17 protein-coding genes are annotated in these 22,612 nt (G+C 65.3%); 8 read left to right on the top strand and 9 right to left on the bottom strand.

Going from position 1 to position 22,612, the window contains the following annotated elements:
• Nucleotides 1-64: 64 nt before the first annotated feature.
• Together I4484_RS12135 and I4484_RS12130 are read left to right on the top strand one after the other, a co-directional pair.
• On the top strand, nucleotides 65-472 hold the full coding sequence (locus I4484_RS12135) for a ketosteroid isomerase-related protein (RefSeq protein ID WP_197447549.1): 408 nt from the start codon (nucleotides 65-67) through the stop codon (nucleotides 470-472).
• Between the two features lie 38 nt (nucleotides 473-510).
• On the top strand, nucleotides 511-1,425 hold the full coding sequence (locus I4484_RS12130; protein ID WP_197447548.1) for a carbon-nitrogen hydrolase family protein: 915 nt from the start codon (nucleotides 511-513) through the stop codon (nucleotides 1,423-1,425).
• Nucleotides 1,426-1,462: 37 nt separating this feature from the next.
• Here I4484_RS12130 and I4484_RS12125 read toward each other — a convergent pair whose 3' ends face one another.
• The 6 genes from I4484_RS12125 to metG all read right to left on the bottom strand — a co-directional run bounded on the left by I4484_RS12125 (nucleotide 1,463) and on the right by metG (nucleotide 8,797).
• Nucleotides 1,463-2,206: a YdcF family protein gene (locus I4484_RS12125; RefSeq protein ID WP_197447547.1), complete on the bottom strand. Its 744-nt coding sequence runs from the start codon at nucleotides 2,204-2,206 to the stop codon at nucleotides 1,463-1,465.
• A 13-nt stretch (nucleotides 2,207-2,219) separates the two neighbouring features.
• Nucleotides 2,220-3,281, bottom strand: a complete 1,062-nt coding sequence (locus I4484_RS12120; protein ID WP_197447546.1) for a hypothetical protein — start codon at nucleotides 3,279-3,281, stop codon at nucleotides 2,220-2,222.
• Nucleotides 3,282-3,394: 113 nt separating this feature from the next.
• On the bottom strand, nucleotides 3,395-4,033 hold the full coding sequence (gene nth, locus I4484_RS12115) for an endonuclease III (protein ID WP_197447545.1): 639 nt from the start codon (nucleotides 4,031-4,033) through the stop codon (nucleotides 3,395-3,397).
• Between the two features lie 25 nt (nucleotides 4,034-4,058).
• Complete coding sequence (gene rsxB / locus I4484_RS12110) at nucleotides 4,059-4,832, bottom strand: electron transport complex subunit RsxB (protein WP_197447544.1); 774 nt, start codon at nucleotides 4,830-4,832, stop codon at nucleotides 4,059-4,061.
• Nucleotides 4,833-4,937: 105 nt separating this feature from the next.
• Complete coding sequence (locus tag I4484_RS12105) at nucleotides 4,938-6,524, bottom strand: diguanylate cyclase (RefSeq protein WP_197447543.1); 1,587 nt, start codon at nucleotides 6,522-6,524, stop codon at nucleotides 4,938-4,940.
• 230 nt (nucleotides 6,525-6,754) lie between these two features.
• A complete protein-coding gene (metG, locus tag I4484_RS12100; protein WP_197447542.1) occupies nucleotides 6,755-8,797 on the bottom strand; it encodes a methionine--tRNA ligase in 2,043 nt (680 codons plus the stop codon).
• Nucleotides 8,798-8,946: 149 nt separating this feature from the next.
• On the opposite strand from metG, the gene I4484_RS12095 reads away from it, so the two are divergent.
• The 5 genes from I4484_RS12095 to I4484_RS12075 all read left to right on the top strand — a co-directional run bounded on the left by I4484_RS12095 (nucleotide 8,947) and on the right by I4484_RS12075 (nucleotide 14,612).
• A complete protein-coding gene (locus I4484_RS12095) occupies nucleotides 8,947-9,516 on the top strand; it encodes a DUF421 domain-containing protein (protein WP_197447541.1) in 570 nt (189 codons plus the stop codon).
• Nucleotides 9,517-9,644: 128 nt separating this feature from the next.
• Nucleotides 9,645-9,914: a hypothetical protein gene (locus I4484_RS12090; protein ID WP_197447540.1), complete on the top strand. Its 270-nt coding sequence runs from the start codon at nucleotides 9,645-9,647 to the stop codon at nucleotides 9,912-9,914.
• Between the two features lie 143 nt (nucleotides 9,915-10,057).
• Nucleotides 10,058-11,263, top strand: a complete 1,206-nt coding sequence (locus tag I4484_RS12085) for a S9 family peptidase (protein ID WP_197447539.1) — start codon at nucleotides 10,058-10,060, stop codon at nucleotides 11,261-11,263.
• A 33-nt stretch (nucleotides 11,264-11,296) separates the two neighbouring features.
• Nucleotides 11,297-12,151, top strand: coding sequence for a penicillin-insensitive murein endopeptidase (mepA, locus tag I4484_RS12080; protein ID WP_197447538.1), 855 nt, complete (start codon nucleotides 11,297-11,299; stop codon nucleotides 12,149-12,151).
• An 85-nt stretch (nucleotides 12,152-12,236) separates the two neighbouring features.
• Nucleotides 12,237-14,612, top strand: a complete 2,376-nt coding sequence (locus tag I4484_RS12075) for a DNA polymerase II (RefSeq protein WP_197447537.1) — start codon at nucleotides 12,237-12,239, stop codon at nucleotides 14,610-14,612.
• Between the two features lie 42 nt (nucleotides 14,613-14,654).
• Here I4484_RS12075 and I4484_RS12070 read toward each other — a convergent pair whose 3' ends face one another.
• From I4484_RS12070 to I4484_RS12060, 3 genes are all read right to left on the bottom strand, one after another.
• A complete protein-coding gene (locus I4484_RS12070; RefSeq protein ID WP_234283468.1) occupies nucleotides 14,655-17,873 on the bottom strand; it encodes a biosynthetic peptidoglycan transglycosylase in 3,219 nt (1,072 codons plus the stop codon).
• A 136-nt stretch (nucleotides 17,874-18,009) separates the two neighbouring features.
• Nucleotides 18,010-19,485 (bottom strand): tRNA uracil 4-sulfurtransferase ThiI, encoded by a 1,476-nt coding sequence (gene thiI / locus I4484_RS12065; RefSeq protein ID WP_197447536.1) that lies wholly within the window; start codon nucleotides 19,483-19,485, stop codon nucleotides 18,010-18,012.
• A 127-nt stretch (nucleotides 19,486-19,612) separates the two neighbouring features.
• Nucleotides 19,613-19,897: a hypothetical protein gene (locus tag I4484_RS12060; protein ID WP_197447535.1), complete on the bottom strand. Its 285-nt coding sequence runs from the start codon at nucleotides 19,895-19,897 to the stop codon at nucleotides 19,613-19,615.
• Between the two features lie 472 nt (nucleotides 19,898-20,369).
• Between I4484_RS12060 and I4484_RS12055 the strand changes: the two genes are divergently transcribed.
• The gene (locus I4484_RS12055; protein ID WP_197447534.1) at nucleotides 20,370-22,601 is read left to right on the top strand and encodes a TolC family outer membrane protein; all 2,232 of its coding nucleotides are present in this window, start codon (nucleotides 20,370-20,372) and stop codon (nucleotides 22,599-22,601) included.
• Nucleotides 22,602-22,612: the final 11 nt, after the last annotated feature.

Genomic DNA, 22,612 nt, shown 5'->3' with positions numbered 1-22,612 from the left:
CTAACGCTGTCGGGCCGGGGCGTTTACACTTTCGCCCCTCGAGCCCAGTCAGGAGAGCCTGTTCATGTCCGGTAGCGTGCAACTGATCCAGCGGTACTACGATGCCTTCAACCGTGGCGACTGGGACGCCATGCTCGCTTGTCTCGATCCCGAAGTGGCCCACGACCTGAACCAGGGGCCGCGGGAGACGGGGCGTGACGCCTTTCGTCAGTTTCTGGCACGCATGGATCGCAGCTACGTGGAGCGACTGGAAGACGTCGTGCTCATGCCAGCCGCCGACGGACGACGAGTCGCCGCGGAATACGTCGTTCACGGCGAGTACCGTGCCACCGACGAGGGGCTGCCGCCGGCCAAGGGGCAGCGCTACGTGCTGCCCGGCGGCGCCTTCTTCGAAGTGGCAAATGGCCGGATCACCCGCGTGACCAACTACTACAACCTGGAGGAGTGGCTGCGGCAGGTGGCCCAGGCGTAGGCCAACCAGGTCCGGAAACAGGGGGAGGAGGAATAGCGATGCGCGTGGCCGTGGCCAAATATCCCATCGGCATGCCGGCAAGCTTCGATGATTTCGCACGGCGCCAGGAAACCTGTCTGAGGCAGGCGCGTGAGCTGGGCGCCCGAATCGCGGTGTTGCCCGAATATCTGAGCCTTGAACTCGCGGCCGGCTTTCCGCCCGAGGTGCATGGCGACCTCGCGGCGTCGCTGGCCGGGCTCCAGGCATGGCGTGGTGCCTGGTGTGAACTCTACGGACGCCTGGCGCGGGAACTCGACATGTACCTGGTGCCCGGGACCTTCCTGCTCGACGTGGGCGGTGGCCGCTACCGCAATCGGGCCGACTGGTTCTCCCCGGACGGCGTTCATGGCTGGCAGGACAAGCTGCAACTGACCGGCTACGAGAAGCAGAGCGGCATCATCGAACCGGGCGATGCGCTGTCGGGTTTCGACTGCGATGGCCACCGGGTCGGCATCGCGGTCTGCTATGACGTGGAGTTCCCGCTGCCGGTACGTGCCCAGTTCGAGGCGGGCATTCGCCTGTTGCTGGTGCCCAGCTGTACCGACACCGCTGCCGGCGCGACTCGGGTGAGAATTGGCTGCCTGGCACGCGCGCTCGAGAATCGCTTCTTCGTGGCCCAGGCGGTGACCGCGGGTGAGGCGCCATGGAGCCCGGCGCTCGACGTCAACACCGGCGAGGCGACCCTCTACGCGCCGATGGATCATGGCTTTCCTGCGGATGGGATACTCGCCGCTACCCAAGGCGATGCGCTGTGGGCCTGTCATGACGTCGACGTGGCCAGGCTGGAACTCAGTCGCGTACACGCTCAGGTGGACAACGACCGCGATTGGCCGCAGCAGCTCGTCGCCAGGTTGCAGCACTGGGTCGGGGAGCCGGACGCCGGGGCGCCACAGTGCGAGACAGCGCCGGCTTGACGCGACCTCCGCTTGCGTCCCGTGCGGCAGGCAGCAGCTATGGCAGCAGTTGGTGAAGCGATTGGCCGGCACGCCCCAGCCACTCGTTCAGGGCACGCGTGCTCTGGTTGAGGTGGTAGGCGCGTGGCAGCCAGGCCGACAGCCCCTCGGGCGGTGGGCTGGTGAACTCGGTGGGCGCGGGGATCACCTCCAGGCCCTGGGCCTCGAACTCCGCCACGGCTCGCGGCAGGTGCCAGGCCTGCGAGACCAGGGCTATCCGTTCTATGCCATCGGCACGCAGCATTTCGGCGCTGAAGCGGGCATTCTCGGCGGTGCTGCGGCTCTCGCCTTCCAGCCAGCGAACCGGCACGACGAAGACGTCGCGCAGCGCAGCGGCCATCAGGCTCGCCTCTGCAAACTCCTCGCCATGGACACGACCGCCGCTCACCAGGATCGGCAACTCGCTCTGGCGATGCAGGTGCGCACCATAGGCCAGGCGGCGCCAGGTGGGATTCGCCGGCGCGTCGCCCCAGCCGAACTCGGGAGCCTGGTAGTCTCGCCCGCCACCCAGGATGACGATCGCCTCGGCGCGCTCCAGTTGGGAGCGTGCGGGAGATGCGTAGGGTTCCAACCCCTGGCGCAGTGTATGGCTGGCCATCGGCGTGGCGAGCAGCACTAGGCCGAACAGCCCCAGCATGATCAGCAGGGCGCCGAGGAAACGCTTGGGGCTGAGCCATAGCCCCAGCAGTACCAGCAGCACGTTGAGCGTGGGTGGTAGCAGCAAGCTCTTCAGCAGCGTCATCGTTGCGCTCCGGTCAAGCGTGATCGAGGAGTTCCAGCCTGCGGCTGGGCCAATGCACGACAGCGGTGCGCGACGTCATGCGGTTCGCCAGCCCGGGGTGTTCCCTGGCGATGACCTGGGCGGCGAACTCGGCAAGGAAGCACGACTTCAGTTCGGCGCGGGCGCGGTCCACGCCGACCGCTTCATAGGGCGTCGAGGCCAGCAGCAGGAAACCGTCGTCCGGAATGCGGCCTGCCTTCATGTTGCCATCGATGATTGCCGCCGCGGTGCCGATGGGTTCGGACAGGTCGGGACTGTAGGGGCCGACGATCAGCGCAGTGTTGGGCAGGTGCAGGAAGTCGAAGCCGCGACCGACGCAGATCACCCACTCGCGATGCTCGATGTCGAGCTCGCGGGCGGTGCCACGCAGCGAGTCGACGTGTTGCAGGTTGCCCTTCAGCAGTGGCAGCAGGTCGCGACGGATATCGCCAGGCATGTCGGGGCACAGGTCGGCGAGGCGACGTTCCAGCTCGCCTTCGGCCTCGGGTGCGAGTGCGCTGATGTCGAGGAGGGAGTCGCCGGTGCCGTGCACGATGAGCGCATCGGTGTCGGTTTCGAACCCGCAGACCAGCGGGTAGACGTGGCGATGATCGCGGCCGAAGATGCGTTCAGCCTGGCGACGTATCTCGTGAGCCTGTGCCAGGGCGGCATCCGTGTCGCAGGCGAAACCGGCGCAGCCACGCAGCCGCTCGCCGCGGGAGAAATGGTAGCTGATGATCAGCAGCACGCCGCTGCCGGCCTGAATGGCGTCGTCGACGGCATCGGTGAGCATCTCGCCGAGGTAAGGCCAGCCAAGGTGGAAGATGCCGCCGAGGTTGCGGAACGGAGTGATGATGCCCAGCGGCGTGCGGGTGGCATGGGGCAGGTGGATGCGTCCATCCATGCATTTCATGACCAGAATTCGCGTGGGATGGTTGGCCAGGTAGCGCTCACGGGCCAGCCAGGCCGAGGAGCTGCAGAAAGTGTCGGCGTGTTCGCGGGAAAGGGCGAGCAGCGCTTCGATGCGCTCACCGATGGGGCGGTCGTGCAGTGGCATGCTTGCGGCTCTGGTTATTGTTATCTATCCGGCATCGTCCATGACTGTGCCGTTATATGCAAAACCCCCATTAGTCGCATTTTCAGTTCGAAATTTGCTTAACCGATACCGGTTTATGCGATATCCACCTTCTCCTTGTACTCGCAGAGATCCTCGATCACGCAGCTACCGCAGCGCGGCCGGCGGGCCACGCAGGTGTAACGCCCGTGCAGGATCAGCCAGTGATGCGCGTCGCGGCGAAACTCACGGGGCACGTGGCGCAGCAGTTTCTGCTCGACCTCGTCGACGTTCTTGCCCGGGGCCAGCCGGGTGCGGTTGGAGACACGGAAGATGTGCGTGTCCACGGCAATGGTCGGCTCGCCGAAGGCGGTGTTGAGAATCACGTTGGCGGTCTTGCGTCCTACGCCGGGTAGCGCCTCGAGCTCGGCGCGGGTGCGAGGTACCTCGCCGCCATGCCGCTCCACCAGGATGCGGCAGGTCTTGATCAGGTTTTCGGCCTTGGTGTTGTAGAGCCCGATGGTCTTGATGTGCTCCTTGAGCGCCTCGAGGCCGAGGTCGATGACGGCCTGAGGCGTGTTGGCTACCGGGAACAGCCGTGCGGTGGCCTTGTTGACCCCGACGTCGGTGGCCTGGGCGGAGAGCAGCACGGCGGTGAGCAACTCGAACGGCGTGCTCCAGTCGAGCTCCGTGGTCGGCTCGGGGTTGTGCGCGCGCAGGCGGGCGAAGATCTCGTAGCGTTTCTGGGCGTTCATGCGGGGTTCTCGTTCGATGGCACGCTCACGGTGAATCGGACGCGAGGGAGGCGCGGGCCTCCTCGAGCAGGGCGGTGGCGCGTGCGAGCTGCGCCTCGGCTTGGCGACAGGCTTCTCTATCATGCCGTCGCTGGGCGCTCTCGAACTGCTGGCGAGCCCGGCGCACTGCCTGTTCGGCGGCTTTAACCGCCATTTGGCGCTGGCGCTGCTGTGGAACCGGGCCGCTGCGAGTGTCGCGCGTCCCTTGTCGAATCAGGCGGCGCTGCCGCTCCAGGCGCTTCTCCCGCGCCAGGCGTGCCTGGCGCTGCTGGCGGGCCTGATAGCGCCGTCGTCCCAGCTCCGCCCGCCGCGCCAGGTATGCCTGGCGCTCGGCCTCATCGGCGGCGGCCTGCCACTCGGGGTGGGGAACCAGGTCGATGCAGTCGACGGGGCAGGGCGCCACGCACAGCTCGCAGCCGGTGCACTCGGCGGTGATCACGCTGTGCATGCGTTTGCTGGCGCCCAGGATGGCATCCACCGGGCACGCCTGGATGCACTTGGTGCAGCCGATGCATTCCGCTTCGCGTATGACCGCTGCGAGCGGTGACTGGGCTGGCTGCTCCAAGGCCTGGGGTGGACGGCCTGTCAGCTCGGCCAGGCGTTCGACGGTGTCCTCGCCGCCGGGAGGGCAACGGTTGATCGGTTCGCCTGCGGCGATGGCCTCGGCGTAGGGGCGGCAGCCAGGATGACCGCACTTGCCGCACTGGGTCTGCGGCAGCAGCGCATCGATGGCATCGATCAAGGTGCTGTGGCCCGTCACGTCGTCTCCTGATAGGGCGCAGGTGGGGTGCCAGCGGAGGCTGACGGCCGGACATTATACGCGGCGGCCCGGCACGGGCATACCGTCCTGCTCCCCCTGGCGCTTCTAACGCTCGACCGGGCTGAGCTGGTCGCTGGTGCGATAGGCTTCGACCCGGTTACGCCCGCCCGTCTTGGCCTGGTACATGGCCTGATCGGCGGCCCGCATGATGTCGGACGGGGTCGTCATGTCCGCTTGGTGGGCGGCGACGCCAATGCTGACGGTCACGCTGGTGCTGGTGGGGGAGAATTCGTGCGGCATCTCCAGTGCATTGATGGCTTTCAGCAGCTCGCGGGCGTGGGCTAACGCGATATCGAGCGAGGTGCCGGGAAGCAGGACGCTGAATTCCTCGCCGCCGGTGCGGGCCACGAGGAACCCATGGGGCTTGAGACAGTCTTCCATGCACTGCGCCAGGGTCATTAAGCAGATATCGCCGGCCTGGTGGCCGTAATGATCGTTGTAGAGCTTGAAATGGTCGATGTCGATCATCATGGCCGAGGTGCGGTGGCGGGCGCTGCGCAGGCTCAGCGCCTCGGCGAAGCGCTCATCGAACAACCGGCGGTTGGCCACGCCCGTCAGGGGGTCATGCTGGCTCAGCTCCAGCAGCTGTTCGGATTGCTTGCGCTGATGGTCGAGCAGGTGGCGGAATTCCCGCGCCAGGGTGCCGATCTCGTCGTGGCGCGCCGCGAGACTGTCGGGCATGGCCGGGAGTACGACCTCCCGGTGGACACGCTGGGTGTAGTGGGTGAACTGGCGCAGCGGCAGCAGCACCATGCGTTCGAGCAGCCACAGCACGATCAGCAGGGTGACGATCAGCACGCCGCCGGTCCAGTAGAGCGCGAAGCGGAAGGTCTCGAGGCTTGCCTGATAACGCTGGCGGGGCAGCAGGGCGTCGATGCGTACGGCGCGGTTCGGCGGCAGCGCCGGGATTAGGCGCTGTGCCGCCATGTGCGTCGGCGAGACGCGCTCCAGGTATTGGATAGGGCCCTCCTGCTGCGGCACGGGGCTCAGCTCCATCTGGATGCCGGTGGTATCGCGCAGCTGTTCGATCCAGGGGGCATTGAACGGGCGCACCATGGCAAGCCAGCCGGCCGCCGGCGACGCTTCCCGGCTCTGGTGGATCGGTGACAGGGCCGCCATGGCGAGCTCGGATTGCGCCAGCAGCCAGGTGTCGGTGGCATCGTCCGCCTTTTGCTCGATGTGGCGGACGAGAAAGTCCCTGGCCGGTTCGGCCCAATCGCAGGGGGGCGCCACGCCCGGGCAGGAGGTGAATTCTCCCTCTTCGTCGTAGCCGACCACCCAGAAGGCTTCCCGGTCGGCGTCGAGAAAGAGCATTAGCTCGAGATCGAGCGTCTCGAGCGTATCCTCGTAGAGGTTCGAGTCGACGTACTCGGGCCGCTTCCCGCTGACGAAGTCGAAGGAATCGTCCCAGTAGGCCCAATCTTCGACCAGGCGACGCATGTGGTTGAGCTCACTGCCCAGGGCGCGTTCGGCCCGGTCGAGCTCGGCGCTGGCAAAGGTTTCCTCGTCTTCCAGCAGGATCGGCATGATCTGGTAGCGTGCAATCAGCACCAGGGCCAGCAGGGCCAGGCACAGCACGCCACACAACGACAGCAGGAAACGATTACGCAACGAAGTGAGCACTGTCGTCATGAGGCATGCCTGTTTCATGTGCCGCCACCCCGGGTGTCAGAGGTATTGGCACCGGTGTAGGTGATTGCTTACAAGATATTTCGGCTCTGGATTACAAAACTTTAGTGGAACTTAGGCTGTGACCGAAAAGTGCCTGTGCTTGCCCACGCTGCGTCGAAGCTTGGCTCTATGTGCTCCTTCAGTAATGAAAAGCGCGACCGAGGCCGCGCAGTTTCATGGGCGAAGGCGATCTACCTGACGCGCTGGCCGGGCTCGGCGCCGGAATCCGGCGACAGCAGGTAGATACCGTCGTCGTCTCCCGCAGCCAGGACCATGCCTTCGGAGACGCCGAAGCGCATCTTGCGCGGCGCCAGGTTGGCCACCATGACGGTCAGGCGACCCTCCAGGGCCTCGGGGGCATAGGCCGAGCGAATGCCGGCGAAGACGTTGCGCGACTCGCCGCCCAGGTCGAGTGTGAGCTGCAGCAGCTTGTCGGCACCCTCGACGTACTCGGCCTTGGCGATACGGGCGATGCGCAGGTCGACCTTGGCGAAGTCGTCGAAGGCGATCTGCTCGGCGATGGGGTCGTCGGCCAGCGGCCCCTTGGCCGCTTCCTTGAGCTTCTGTTCTTCCACCAGATCCTCCTTCGATGCCTCGATCATGGCATCGATCTTCTCCCGCTCGACGCGGGTCATCAACGGTTTGAACTTGGCGATTCCGTGGTCGAGCAACACCTCGTGACGGCTCTCCCAGTCGAGCGATTCCAACTGCAGGAACTGGCGCGATTGCTGGGCCATGGCCGGCACCACCGGCGCCAGGTAGACCATCAGCTGGCGGAACAGGTTGATGCCCACCGAGCAGATGTCGAGCACCTCCTGTTCGCGGCCCTCCTGCTTGGCCAGCACCCACGGTTCCTTGTCGGCAATGTAGGTGTTGGCTTCATCGGCCAGCTCCATGATCTTGCGCACGGCGCGTCCGAATTCGCGAGCCTCGAAATCCTCGGCGATGCCATCACCCGCGGCGATGAAGCGAGCGACCAGCTCCGGCTCGGCGCAGTGGGCCGAGAGCCGGCCGTCGCCCAGCTTCTTGACGAACCCGGCGCAGCGGCTGGCGATGTTGACCACCTTGCCGACGAGGTCGGCATTCACCCGGGCGGCGAAGTCCTCGAGGTTGAGGTCCAGGTCGTCGACCCGCGAGGTGAGCTTGGCGGCGAAATAGTAGCGCAGGTACTCGGGATTCAGGTGCTCGGCATAGGTGGCTGCCTTGATGAAGGTGCCACGCGACTTCGACATCTTGGCCCCGTTGACGGTGACGAAGCCATGGCAGTTCACGGCGGTGGGGGTGCGGAAGCCGGCGCCGTGCAGCATGGCCGGCCAGAACAGCGCATGGAAGTAGACGATGTCCTTGCCGATGAAGTGATACACCTCGGCCTCGCTGTCCTTCTTCCAGAAGGCATCGAAGTCGATGCCGGTGCGCTCGCACAGGTTCTTGAAGCTGGCCAGGTAGCCGATCGGCGCATCCAGCCAGACGTAGAAGTACTTGCCCGGGGCGTCGGGGATCTCGAAGCCGAAGTACGGCGCGTCGCGGGAGATGTCCCACTCGTTGAGGCCGGACTCGAACCACTCCTGCAGCTTGTTGCCGATCTGGGTCTGCACGTGGCCGCCGCGGGTCCACTGCTTGAGGAAGTCGGCGAAATCGGGAAGCTTGAAGAAGTAGTGGGTGGAGCTGCGCACCTCGGGCGTGGCGCCGGAAATTGCCGACACGGGATCGATCAGTTCCGCCGGGGTGTAGGTGGCGCCACACGCCTCGCAGTTGTCGCCGTACTGATCCGCGGTCTTGCACCGGGGACAGGTCCCCTTGATGAAACGGTCGGCCAGGAACAGCCCCTTGACCGGATCGTACATCTGCTCGATATCGCGGGTGGCGATATGGCCGTGCTCGCGCAGGCGAGTATAGATCAGCTCGCTGTAATGCCGATTTTCCTCGGAGTGCGTCGAGTGGTAGTTGTCGAAGGCGACCCCGAAGGTGGCAAAGTCGGCCTGGTGCTCCCTGGAGACGCGCTCGATCAGGGCTTCCGAGGAGATGCCTTCCTGCTCCGCGCGCAGCATGATCGCGGTGCCGTGGGCGTCGTCGGCGCACACGTAGTGGCACTCATGGCCGCGGCTCTTCTGAAAACGCACCCAGATGTCGGTCTGGATGTACTCCAGCAGGTGGCCAAGGTGAATCGAGCCGTTGGCGTAGGGCAGGGCGCTGGTGACCAGGATCTTGCGCGGGGCGCTGGTAGAGTTCGACATATCGGCTCTGGAATTCCCAAGAAAAACAGGCTTTCGATTGTATCCCTGTTGGCGCGCCACTGCATCCGGTGGCGGGAAGGGGCGTTCAGCACCATGCGGCTGGATTCTGTGCGCTAGGCTGATCCCATACGGCTACGAGGGAGGCAGGTGTGGATCCAATTTTCTTCGATCAATGGCAGGCGCTGCTGCGCACGGCGGTGCTTGGCGTGCTGGGTTATGTGGGGCTGGTATTCCTGCTGCGTGTATCCGGCCGGCGCACGCTATCGAAGATGAACGCCTTCGATCTGGTCGTGACCGTCGCGCTGGGCTCGGTGCTGGCGTCGGTCATGCTCAGCAAGGACGTGACCCTGGCCCAGGGCATCTTGGCGTTCGGTCTTCTCATCGGCATGCAATACCTGGTGACTTGGGCAAGTGTCCGCTATCGCTGGGTGCGCCAACTGGTGACCGGCGAGCCGGCGCTGCTGTTCTTTCGCGGCGGCTATCTGCCTGAGGCCATGCGGCAGGCGCGTGTCACCGAGGATGAAGTGCGCGCGGCGGTACGTGCCGCCGGCAAGGCCGAACTCGCCGATGTCGGTGCCGTCATCCTGGAGACCGACGGCTCCTTCAGCGTGGTGAATGGGGCGGACGGCGCAACACTACCAAGCCTCGCAGGGGTGAAGGAGCCGGGAACCCGGTCAAGCGGACCCGAGCGCAGCGGACCTCCCGAGCGAAGTGGCTAAAGGGTGCGATCGGCCATGTGCTTCGTTACAATGCAGACGAGTGAACCCAAGGATGGGCTCCAGGTACGCCTCATGCACCGCAGGTTACGCATCATCCGATCGCCGAACGACCGACTGAGGATGATACGATGAAACTGCGCAACGTTCTTCCGCTGCTGATGGCAGCCGCCCTGCTGGTTGGCTGTGGCACCAACGCCGTCGCCCCGCGCTATACCAGCTCGAATCCCGACATCATGCGCATCAGCGAAGAGCAACCCGCCAATCCCGAGAAGACCGTCGAAGATCTCGGCTCCTACTGTGTGGAAATCACCGAGACCTGGAACGCTCACGGCGAAACGCCGAATGGCCAGACCCTGTGGGCCAAGGATACGCGCCGCGCCGTCGTGCCGTGTGATTGAGCCCCTGCCAGGGTAAAGCAACGGCACTACCGGCCCATGCCTCGGCATGGGCCGGTTCGTTATGGGCACCTGGCACCGCCCGCCTCACCGCCTAGACTGGGGGAGACAACGTCAAGGAACCTGTCGCTGTCAGGAGGCATGCCATGGAACGAAAAGCCCTCACTCCACTACATCCATTGCTTCGCACCCTACGTCCGTTGGCAGGCGCTTCTTCCCATGGGTCGGCTCCCGGCGCGCGGGTGGGCGGCGTGATCCTGTTGTTGGCGATGCTCTTCGTCGTTCTCCAGGCCAGCGTTGGCGAAGCACAGCCACGGGAGCCGGAATCGAACCGCCTACTGGGAACCGAGGCGGGGGACGAGGCCGGGCTGGAGCATCCCAGCGAACATCTCGTGGTAACGGACTTCCCCGGCGAGCTGATCGATGCCGAACTTGACACCTGGCAGGAATACGTTCCCGAGGTGGAAGACGTCACCATTCCCGCCTCGGCGGACGAATACGAGCAGCCGGCACTGTTCTACGCGCCGGACGGCGGGGAGAAGCGGCCGCTGCTCCTGGTGCTGCACAGCTGGAGTACCGATTACCTTCAGAACATTGATATTCCCCTGGCGCAGTTCGCCGTGGCCAACGATTGGGCCTTCATGCACCCCGATTTTCGTGGCCCCAACGATGGTCGCCCTGAATCAACGGCCTCCGACCTGGTCATTTCTGACATGGAAGATGCACTGGAGTACGCCCGCGAGAACGCCCGCGTGGACGAGTCGCGTATCTATTTGCTGGGTTACTCAGGTGGCGCCATGAACGCGCTGCACCTGGCCAGCCGGCATCCCGATACGTTCGCCGGCGTGGCCGCCTGGGTGCCGGTCTTCGATCTCGTCAGCTGGTATGAATGGAACGAGCAGCAGGGCGAGAAGTATGCCGAGGAGATTGCCGAGGCCTGCGGTGGCGTGCCGGAGGAGGGCGGCGAGGCCCATGAAGAGTGCCGACAGCGGAGCCCCAAGGCGCATGTGCCCGACGTGGCCGGCAAGATCCGTGTGCTGATCGCGCATGGTATCGACGACGGGACCGTGCCGGTCGAACAGGCGCTGCACGCCTACAATGACCTGGTCGAAGAGGAGGCGCGCCTGTCCCGGGAGGATATCGATGCGATCATGGAGAGCGGGGAGATACCCGACGCCTTGCTCGAGGTGTCGTTGCACCAGCAGCGGGACTACCAGCGCTTCGACGACGCCGAGGCACCGGTCCTGCTGCATCTGCAGTCGGGGCCGACCGAGCTGGCGCTGTTCGATGGCGAACACGACATGCTCTATCGCCCCGGCCTTGAATGGCTAGCCCTGCAAGAACGCGAATGAGGAAATTTACCGTCTGGCAAGGATGAACCTTCGATGTTGTTACGCTACCTCAGCCGACGCCCACGTTTCGTGGGCGTCATGTTGTCGGCTACCCTCATCGCCGGGGGCATGTCGAGCGCCATTGCCCAATCCCCCGCCTCGTCGCCTACCACGCCGGCGGACTGGGCCGACGTCAACGAACCACTGTCCGGCCCGCCGCGTGTCATCGGCCCCTACGATGGCGGTTGCATCGCCGGTGCGGAACGGCTGCCCGAAGAGGGGGAGGGTTACCAGGCGGTGGATCTCAAGCGTAACCGCCACTATGGACACCCCTCTCTCGTCGATTACATCGAGCGCCTGGGCGAGCGCATCAGCAAAGCCGGCTTCGGCCCGATCCTGGTGGGTGACATGGCCCAGCCGCGCGGTGGGCCGATGCCCTACGGCCATGTCAGCCACCAGACCGGACTCGACGTCGACATCTGGTTTCGCCTCGACCTGCCGTTCCTCGAGCGCAGCGAGCGCGATGAGCTCGAGCAGCCAATTCTGGTGGATCCACGCAGCCAACGCCTGGACGAGCGTTGGACGGACCAGCATGCCGAGCTCATTCGCCATGCAGCTGACGACCCGCGGGTGATGCGGATCTTCGTCGACTCCGCGGTGAAGCGCGACCTGTGCGAGCGGGAATGGGACGACCGCTCATGGCTGCGTGTGATCCGCCCCTGGCACTCTCACGATGAGCATCTCCACGTACGCCTGCGCTGCCCACCGGGCCAGACGGAGTGCGCCGACCAGCCTCCGCCGCCTCCCGGAGACGGCTGTCAGGCCTTGGCTCCGACGCCTCGCCCGGAAGCCTATCCTCTGCCGAGTCGTACCCTGCCGCCTGCGTGTCGTGCCGTGCTGAATCGTTGACGAACCCAGGCGGAGCCTGATCCGCGACAGAAAGGAGCCTGCAGAGGTACCATGACGGCACGAGCGGACAGGGCGAGAGGCGACGGTGGAACAGCAGGGGTTCGTGCTGACTCGGCATTGGCGGGAGTCGGCTGCCGGCACCGAGGTCTCGTTCTGGCTGGCCACCGACGCCGGGCCACGCCATGTGCGCCTGCCGCTGCAGCCCTCGGTGGCCTTCGTGCCCGCCGAGCAGCGCGACCGGGCCGAGGCGTTGCTGCGCGGCGAGCGCGACGTCGAGCTGCGCCCGCTGGCGCTGTGCGACTTCCAGCACCGGCCCGTGTTCGGCCTTTACTGTCGCCAGCATCGCCAGTTGATGCACCTCGCCAGGCGCCTGGACGAGGCCGGCATCGAGGTCTACGAAGCCGACGTGCGACCGCCGGAACGCTACCTGATGGAGCGCTTCATCACCGCGCCGGTGTGGTTCTCGGGAAGGGCGGATGCCGACGGCACACTTGGCGAAGCCCAGCTCAGGCCAGCAGCGCGATACCGCCCCCGGCTGGCACTGGCCTCGCTGGATATCGAGACGAACGCCAGCGGCGAGCTCTACTCCATTGCCCTCGAGGGCTGCGGCGAGCGCCAGGTCTACATGCTGGGGCCCGCCAACGGGCAGGGCGGTGAGGCCGAACGGCAGCGCGACTTCACCCTCACTTATTGCAAAAGTCGCGAGGCGCTGCTGGAGAGTCTCAACGGCTGGATGGCCCGGCATGATCCGGATGCGATCATCGGCTGGAACCTGGTGCAGTTCGACCTGCGCATCCTGCAGCGGCACGCCGAGCGACTCGGGGTGCCGCTGCGGCTCGGGCGCGGTGGCGAACCCCTCGGCTGGCGTGCCCACGGCAGCAACCCCAATCACTTCTTTGCCGCCGCCACCGGGCGCCTGATCGTCGACGGCATCGAGGCGCTGCGCCAGGCCACCTGGCGCTTTGCCTCGTTCAGCCTCGAGAACGTCGCCCAGGAGCTGCTCGGCGAGGGCAAGGCGATCGACAACCCCTACCAGCGCATGGAAGCGATCGACCGCATGTTCGCCGAGGACAAGCCGGCGCTGGCGCGCTACAACCTCAAGGATTGCGAACTGGTGACGCGCATCTTCGCGCGGACCGAGCTCATCGACTTCCTGCTCGAACGGGCCAGCATCACCGGGCTGCCGGCCGATCGCAGCGGTGGCTCGGTGGCGGCCTTCTCGCATCTCTACCTGCCGCGCATGCATCGCCTGGGCTACGTGGCGCCCAGTCTGTCCCACGGCCGCGAGGCCGGCCAGGACAGCCCCGGCGGCTTCGTCATGGACTCGCGGCCGGGGCTCTACGATTCGGTGCTGGTGCTGGACTACAAGAGCCTCTACCCCTCGATCATCCGTACCTTCCTGATCGACCCGGTCGGCCTGGTGGCGGGGCTGGAGGCGCCCGAGCCCGAGACGGTACCCGGCTTCCGCGGGGCCCGCTTCTCGCGCACCCGGCATGCGCTGCCCGAGATGGTGGCGCGGGTATGGCAGGGGCGCGAGGCGGCCAAGCGCGAGGGCAATGCGCCTCTCTCCCAGGCCCTCAAGATCATCATGAACGCCTTCTACGGCGTGCTCGGCTCGCGAGGCTGCCGTTTCTTCGACCCGCGGCTGGCCTCATCGATCACCCTGCGCGGCCACGAGATCATGCGCCGTACCCGGGAGCTGATCGAAGCCGAGGGCTACCGGGTGATCTACGGCGATACCGACTCCACCTTCGTCTGGCTGGGGAGTGCCCATGAGGAGGCAGAGGCCCGGGCCATCGGTCAACGCCTGGCTGAGCGGGTCAACTGCTGGTGGACGCAGCATCTCGAAACGGAATACGGCCTTGTCAGCGCGTTGGAACTGCAGTTCGAGACCCACTTTCGACGCTTCCTGATGCCCACCATCCGCGGCGCGGAGGAGGGCAGCAAGAAGCGCTATGCGGGGCTGGTGCGTGATGCAAAGGGCGCCGAACACGTCGTGTTCAAGGGACTGGAGACGGTGCGCGCAGACTGGACACCGCTGGCCAAGGCTTTCCAGCAGGAGCTATACCGGCGCATCTTCGTCGGCGAACCCTATCGTGACTATCTGCGCGACTACGTGAGCCGCACACTGGCCGGTGAGTTCGACGAGCGGCTGGTCTATCGCAGGCGCCTGCGTCGGCGGCTCGACGAATACCGTCGCAACGTGCCGCCCCACGTGCGCGCCGCGCGCATGGCCGACGAGCTCAACGACCGCCTGGGGCGCCCTCGGCAGTACCAGCACGGTGGCTGGATTCGCTACGTCATCACCGTGGCGGGGCCGGAGCCGCTCGAGGCGCGGCGCTCTGCCATCGACTACCAGCACTATCTCACCCGCCAGCTACAGCCGGTGGCCGACGCCATCCTGCCTTTCCTCGGCGATGACTTTGCCAGTCTGACCGATCGCCAGTTGGGACTGTTCTGAGCCGAATGGGAGTGCATGGCAACGCCGAGGTCATCACCCGGGCTATCGCAGGGCGAGGTCCGGCGACGAGGAGGAGTCGCCGCCGGCATCGTCGGGCGTCGGATCCGCTTCGCCGTCATCGGCAAAATGGTACTCGTCGCGTGGTATGGGAGGACAGCTGCCCGTGCCGGGCTCGAGGTGGGGGCGCAGTATCGGCTCCATCCCCTTGAGTACCTGAACCGGCAGCGCGGAGGTGAAGCGGAAGTCGTCCGAGGCGCTGCCCGCTACGTAGGCGGTGAGGGTGCCGAAGTGGTTCTCGCCGAGGTAGAAGACGAAGGTGGCGGTACGGTTGCGCGCCCGTGAACTGGTAACCTGGCCGCCGCGGCCCACCGTTTCGATACGATTGTTGCCGGTGCCGGTCTTGCCGCCCAGCACCAGCGGCGTGCCATCTTCCAGCGTGAAGCTGCCGTGCAGGCGCCTGGCGGTGCCGCCCTCGACGACCTGCGATAGCGTCTCGCGCAGCACGGCTGCCACCTCGGGGGCCATGACCCGCTGGGCACGGTCGGGAGCGGGCAGGAAGCGGGTCTCGTAAGGGGTATCGGCGGCGAAGTGCAGCTCATCGATGCGCAGCGTGGGTTGCCTGACGCCATCGTTGAGGATGATGCCCATCAGCTCGGCCAATGCGGCTGGGCGGTCGCCCGACGATCCCACGGCGGTGGCCAGCGAAGGTACCAGGTGATCGAACGGATAGCCCAGGCGTTGCCAGCGCTCATGGATGTCGAGGAAGGCTTCGACTTCGAGCATGGTGCGAATGCGCACGTCGCGAGCACTGCGGTGTCGCGTACGGAACAGCCAGCCATAGACTTCCTGACGCTCGTCGGCGCTGGCCGCGGCTGCCTCGGCGAAGCTCGCGTCGGGATAATCGAGCAGGTAGCCCAGCAGCCACAGCTCCAGGGGATGCACCCGAGCCACATAACCCTGATCGGTAAGTGAATAGTTGCCGGGCGAGTAGCGCTCATAGAGCGTATCGATCTCACGCTCGCTCGGGCGGGCGGCATCGGCCAGCCAGACCCCAAGGAAGGCGGCGAACTCCTCGCGACCGGCCTCCGGGAACAGGTAGCGGTGCACCGCGGCGAGGCGTGGCGCCGAGGCATTGAGCCCCTCGAGGAAGGTGACGAGGCGCTCGTCGCTGGTCTGCTGGCGGTACTTGCGCCAGAAACGCTGCAGGAAGGTCTGCCCCTCGCGGTCGGCAAACAGGCGCAGATACTCCAGGCGCCGCGGGTCGCTATCGTCCTCCAGCAACTGGGTCCGATGCTCGTTGAGGTGTGTGCTGTAGCGTACCAGGTCGCGCATCAGGCGTATGAAGGGCAGGTTGAGCGACTCGCGCATGGCTTCGGTCAGCGTCGGGTTGCGGCCGTTGTCCTCACGGCGGAAATTGCTGAACGTATGCCGTCCCCCGCCGGTGAAGAACGCTTCCGCGGGGCTTGCCGAGTAACGCCGCTCCATGGCCATGGCCAGCAGCTCGTCGAGAGTCAGTCCGGGGGTCTCGATGAGGCGATCCAGTACCCAGCGGCTGAGCACGTCCTGGCGGTCGGTCTCGACCGCGCGCAGCATCTCGGGGCTCTTGCTGCCATGACGCTGGTGCTGCTCGGCAATCACCTCCAGGTAAGTGGCCAGGACCCTCAGCTTGGCGGTGGAGCCGAGCTCGAGCTTGCTGCCCTGGTTGATGTCGAAGGGCTGGTCGGTGTTGTCGGTCTGCACGCGCACCAGGAAGCCGTCTTCACTGCGCTCGAACAAGGTGAAGCTGTAGCGTACGTCCTGGGTACGTCCGGGCGAGAGCAGGCGCTCTCCCAGCAGGCCGATCTCGCCGGCGTACTCAGGGTCTGCCAGGCGATGCAGGTAGGCGGTGACTTCGCGCTGGAGGCTGGCGTCGAGCGTCGTGCGGGCGCTGAGGTCGAGGCGGTCGAGGTCGTACAAGGACATGCCCAACATGCTCCCGAGGCGTTGACGCGCCACCTGGATCCCTTTGTCCGGCTCGATGCGCAGGTTGAAGGGCGTCACGCTGTCATCGCGAAAGGTCAGGCGCTGTTCCAGCGCCGCTCGAGCGAGGGCATCCGACATCACCCCCTCCTGTCGCAGCAGTCGCAGGTAGCTGTCGGTCAGTTCCTCCAGCGCCTGGCGACCGCCATTCAGATACCAGGAGGGGCGCCGCTGCGCGATCATCAGTGCCACGACCTGGCGCAGCGCCAGCCCTTGCTGCGCATGGCCGCCTCCGTCATCCGTAGTGAGGAGTCGATTGAACGTATCGAAATCGGTACCGAACCACGCCCACAGGCCATCACCGATGCCATGTACCTCGCCGTAGCCGGGGGCGGCCGAGAGCGGCACGGTATTGAGATAATCGAGTGCCACATCCTGGCGAGCCGTCAAGGTCTGGGGGCCATGCTGGTAGCTGCGCACGCTGGCTGACACCATCTGGCGCAGCTTTTCCCTCGACGAATAGGTCCGGCCCTGGGGAGAGTGGCGATACTTCTCGAGCTGAGTGGCCAGGGTGCTGCCTCCTGCCGCCTGACCGGGCAGGTCCAGGGCCCGGCCGACCTGGGACAGGGCCGCCTTGGTGAAGCGCGGCCAATCGACGGCGGGGTTGGCGTAAGGCGTGCTCTCGTCCAGCAGCTCCCGGTTCTCGATGAACAGCAACGTCTGTAGCACGACCGCGGGAATGGTGTCGAAACTGGCGTACTGACGCTGCGGGTGGCGGAAGTGATAGAGGGTGTCGCCCCGGCACTCCTCGATGGTCAGGCCCGCTTGGGTCTTTTCCGTGTAGGGCGGGAAAAAGCCGCGGCGGGTATAGTCGAGCAGCGCATGCGAGAAGTGTGCCTGCTCGGTGATCTCATAACCGCGCGATAGCAGGCGCGCTTCCAGCGCCGGTAGCTGGGTATAGCCCAGGCGCTGGTCAAAGGGGCCATGCTCGGGAAACTGGATTCGGCTGCTGCTACCTTGTTCGAGCGTATAGCGCAGGGTCGCGGCATAGCGCGAGAACTCCTGGGCCTGGAAATGCGACGTCTTGGCCTCGGCGACCAGCAGCGTGGCGAGCGACACGCCGAACAGCAGCAGCAAGATCCCCAGCACCAGGTAGAGATACCGATGGGACGGCGCTTCCTGCGGGGCCGGAGCGAGCTTCGGTTCCTGAATGAAGGGCGAGCGCTTCTCGAGCGACTCGCCGTTGTCTAGCCACGCCACGGTAGACGAATCCCGGCGTGACGAAGACCTGCGTGCACCCATGCGCCACTCCCACCGACCGCGACCTGTTAATTTCGTTTTAGCGCAGTCCAGCGGGGCAATAAAGTGGTTGCTAAAAAAGAATTTGTAACAGGCCGGCCAGCGCTGAAATTCGCCGGCTCAGCCTTTCATGTAGGGCTCATCGAGCGCGATAGACCCCGAAGTGCCACAGCCCACGATCATGCAGGTGCATGGCCTGCATGCGGCTCATCACGCCCTGGTCGCAGTAGAGCAGGTAGCGGCGGTCGTCGGGCAGGGCCGCGGCGCGTGACTGAAGCTCGAAGAAGGGAATCTCCAGGCACTCGACCTGATCGAGCTTGAGCGGTGCCGCTTCACGCTCCGCCGGTGCGCGAATGTCGATCACACTGACATTGGATGCGCCAGCCATGTCCTGCAGGTCGGTTACCACCTCCAACCGGGGCTCACTGTCGGGCAGCGGCTCCAGGAGTTGGTCGGAGCGAGTCAATACGGCCAGCTCCACCGCGGCCTCCAGCACGCTGAAATCGAAATCTGCTTCGGCGGCGACGACCTTGTCGTGACGGGCCTGGGTATTGGGTCGCTGGGAGACGGCGCCGCACACCTCCGGCATGCCTTCGGCAAAGGGGGCGGTGCCGATCTGGCGGGCGGTATCGATGATCGACTGCTTGTCCTCGGCAATCAGCGGCCGCAGGATCGGGATCTCGCAGGCGTCATCGATGAGCACCAGGTTGGTCAGGCTCTGGCTCGAGACCTGGGCAATGGCATCTCCGGTCACCAGCATGGGGATGCGCGCGCGCGTAGCGATGCGGCTCGCTGCCCGCACCATCATGCGCTTGAGCACCACGCCGATGAGTCCGTCGGGTATGCTGCGCTGGAGCTCCGCCACCACGCCCTCGAACGGCACCGAGAAGAACTTCACCCGGTGCGAACGGCCATAGGTCTCCCACAAGTGCGCGGAGACCTCGCGCACGGCGGCTTCGTGGCCGGTGCCACCGAGCTCGAAGAACAGGAAATGGGTCTTGATGCCGCGCCGCATCATCTTCCACGCGGCGACCGGTGAGTCGTAGCCACCCGAGATCAGCGCCAGGGCCTGCCCCTGCAGGCCCAGGGGATACCCCCCCAGCCCCGGCCAGCGCTGGCGCACCAGGCGCAGGCGGCTCTCGACCACGTCCACCCGCACGTCCACGTCCGGCGACTTGAGCTGAACCCTGGAGCCTGGCGCGGCATCGAGCAGCTCCCTTCCGAGGTGGCGCTCGAGATCCTCCGAAGTGAAAGCGTGCTGGCCCCGGCGTTTCACCGTGATGCGAAAGGTTCGGCCCGTGATGGCATCCCGCCAGACCGGCAGTAGCCGCTCGGTCGTGTCGGCGAAGGAGACGAACGGCACCTCCTCGACGCATTGCACCTCGTGAATGCCGGGGATACGACACAACAGGCCTTCCAGCTGACGCAGCCAATCCGGAGAGGCATCGTCAGGCACCAGAACCTTCAAGGCATCCCAGCCGCCCTGAACGCGAAGCGAATCGCCCAGTGGGCGCAGCACGTTGCGGATGTTGCCGACCAGGCAGCGCGTCATCTGGCGACGCACGGAGCGTGACTTGATGGTGATCTCGGGAAACAGCTTCAGCAGGTAATACATTGGCAAGTACTTGTAAAGGTTTTGGAAAACAATTGCTTGCCATTATATCAGAGCGTAGGTCAGGCGTGCGCCCGGTTCGTGGAGGCGCCGAACGGGCACGAGGCGCCCGTTCGGCATGCCAACCCGCTCAGTAGAGGGCTTGCTCCTCGCTGATCACCTCCTTGAGCAGTTCGAGGAACAGCTTGTCGGCTTCCGAGTGCTCCTGCGGGTCCTCGGGAATGTGCACGCTGGTGGTGTCGGAAATCTCGTTGGCGATGCGAGCCTGGGCACCTTCCGCATTGCCCTCGCCATAGTGGCGGCGGGCGATCTCCAGGGAACGCTCCAGGATTTGCGGCTCCTGGAGCAGCTTCTTGATGAAACCGCGCAGTTCATTGATGACCCGCGCTTTCTGGATCTCGGATGAGGCAGACATGAGGTCTCTCCTTGTGCTGATGGCCCATTCGGTCAATGCGCTGACGATAGCATGTTTGAGGGGCACCGGGAGAGCGCCGCTGAAGGGTACGGGCCTGATCGGATCGGGGTTGGAGGCCTAATGCTTGATGTAGATCAGACCCATGCTAAAAGTCGAAGCCTCGTGGTCAGAAACTATTGGACTTTTTTAGTGCCTCGGTTACGCTAACTTACAAAAGTGCAGCAACTATGCCTGATGGCCTTATAAGTAAATGACTTTAGTAGTGAAGTGTAGTTAGAAGCCCCTCCGTGGGAGTTACGCTTCATTTACATTAAGCCAGGTCGATCGGGTGCAGTCGGTTTTCCAAGGGAATCGGGAATGGATGCACCATCCGGTCACGCCGGATGAGCCCCGCCATAACAAGAACATATCTTCACAACTCGACGGATTGCCTGTGCAGACGGGGCATCCGAATCATGAAAAGGGAACACCCATGAAATACGCGATTGACCTCTCCCGTGCGCATCGACTGGCCAAGGCTGCGATGATGGGCACGTCGCTTGCGCTTCTGCCGGTGACCGCTGCGGTAGCCCAGGCGTTGCCCCCAGGCCTGGCGGCGCCGGGTGCCGCCGATATTCAGCAGGTGGTGCGCCAGGCGCTCACCAGCAATCCCGAAGTCAAGGCCGCCATGAACGCCTTGAGTGCTGCCGGACATGACGTCGGCGTGGCACGGGGCAACTACCTCCCGAGCATCGACCTGGCGGCTGGCATCGGGATAGAGGAACGGGAAGGCGACGGGCGCGGTAGCTACGACACCGACTTCGCCGAGCTGCGCCTGACGCAGATGCTCTACGACGGTTTCGCTACTCGCAGCGAGGTCGAGCGTCTCGACCGTGCCGAGCTGGTGCGCTACTACGAACTGCTGGGGGCCAGCGAGAATGTGGCGCTCGAAGCCACGCAGGCCTATCTCGACGTCAGCCGCTATCGTGAGCTCGTCCGGCTGGCCCAGAGCAACTACGCCGACCACCTGCGTGTCTACAACCAGATCGAAGAGCGCGTGCGCTCCGGCGCCGGGCGCGGGGTCGACCTCGAGCAGATCAGCGGCCGCCTGGCGCTGGCCGAGTCGAACCTGATGACCGAGGCGTCCAACCTGCATGACGTCACGGCCCGTTATCAGCGCATCGTCGGGGGGCTGCCGGCCGAAAACCTCACCCCGCCGCCGCCGCTCGACGAGCGCTTGCCGCCCTCGGTGAGAGAAGCCGTCGACCTCGCCTTCCAGGGCAATCCGGACTTCCACGCCGCCATCGAGAACATCGAGGCGGCGAGAGCGGAGCAGGCGGGCAGCAAGGCTGGGTTCCAGCCGCGCCTGGACCTGCGGGGACGCACAGGTACCAACAACAACGAGAACGGTTTCGATGGCTTCGGTCGGCGCGATCGCCACAGCATCGAGCTGGTGGCCAGCATGAACCTGTACCGTGGCGGGAGTGATCTGGCCTCGTACCGGGCGGCCAGCGACCGCGTCGAACAGGCGATCGATCAGCGCGACCTGGCATGCACCAACGTGAGGCAGACCACTCAGATCGCCTACAACGACACCCAGCGCCTGCGTGAACAGATTCGTTATCTCAATGAGCACCGTCAGTCGATTGACCGTGTCCGTGGTGCCTATCAGCAGCAGTTCGACATCGGCCAGCGCACCCTGCTCGACGTGCTCGACAGCGAGAACGAATACTTCGAGGCAAGCCGGGCCTATACCAACGCTCAGTACGACATTGCCCTTGCCGATGCGCGTACGCTGGCCGCCATGGGGCAACTGATGCAGGCTCTGGGCGTGATGCGCGACGACATGCCGACCCTGGCCGAGCTGGGCAGCGACGGTGTGGCACTCGACCCCAGCATCCTCTGTCCGGTCGAAGGTCCCGGCGGCTACACCCTGGCCGACTTTACCCGTGGCATCAGCGCGCCGGCACCGACGCGCGCTCCCGACATCACGCTTTCCGCCGATGCGCTGTTTGCCGTCAACAGCGCCGAGCTGGGTCCCGATGCGCGCCAGGAACTCACCGAGCTGGCGGGCCAGATCCGCAATCGTACCGATCTGGCGCGGATCTTCGTTGCCGGCCATGCCGACAGCACCGGCAGCGATGCCATCAACGATCCGCTTTCACAGCGGCGGGCCGACAGCGTGGCGGATTACCTGGTCAGCCAAGGCGTCGATCGTGGCCTGGTCCAGACCCGCGGCTATGGCTCGCGACAGCCGGTCGCCTCCAACGACACGGCAGAAGGACGACGTCAGAACCGTCGCGTGGAGGTGACTCTCGAGCGCGTGGGGGAAAATCTCGACCTGTCTTCCACCCAGCAGTGGCCCGGAGAGGTGAGCCAGGCAACTGAAGCCGCAGAGACGTTGGATGTCGCCAGCGTCTGGGGCGAAACCCAGCCCGTGGTCAGCCTCTACGGAGAAGCGAGAATTGCAGAGCAGGTCGAGCGGCAAGAGATGGTCGTGGAACAGGGCGCTTACCTGCAAGTCGTCGCACTGAGCAGCTCCGAGCGTGCACAGGGCATAGGTCATCAGCTCAGCGCCACGCTGGCCCAGCCGATGCGGCTGGTCAGCAGCGCCGACCTGCACCGCGTGCAGCTCGGCCCCATCGGCGACCCTGGCGAGCTGGCGGCCCTGCGTGCCGAACTGAAGCGTCTCGGTTACGCCGACAGTTACGTCGTACAAGGCTGAGCGACCTGGGT

The sequence above is a fragment of the Halomonas sp. SS10-MC5 genome, assembly GCF_015992245.1.
GTDB lineage: Bacteria > Pseudomonadota > Gammaproteobacteria > Pseudomonadales > Halomonadaceae > Halomonas > Halomonas sulfidoxydans.
The sequence above is the reverse complement of the archived record's forward strand: the minus strand, read 5'-3'. Positions and strand labels throughout refer to the sequence as shown.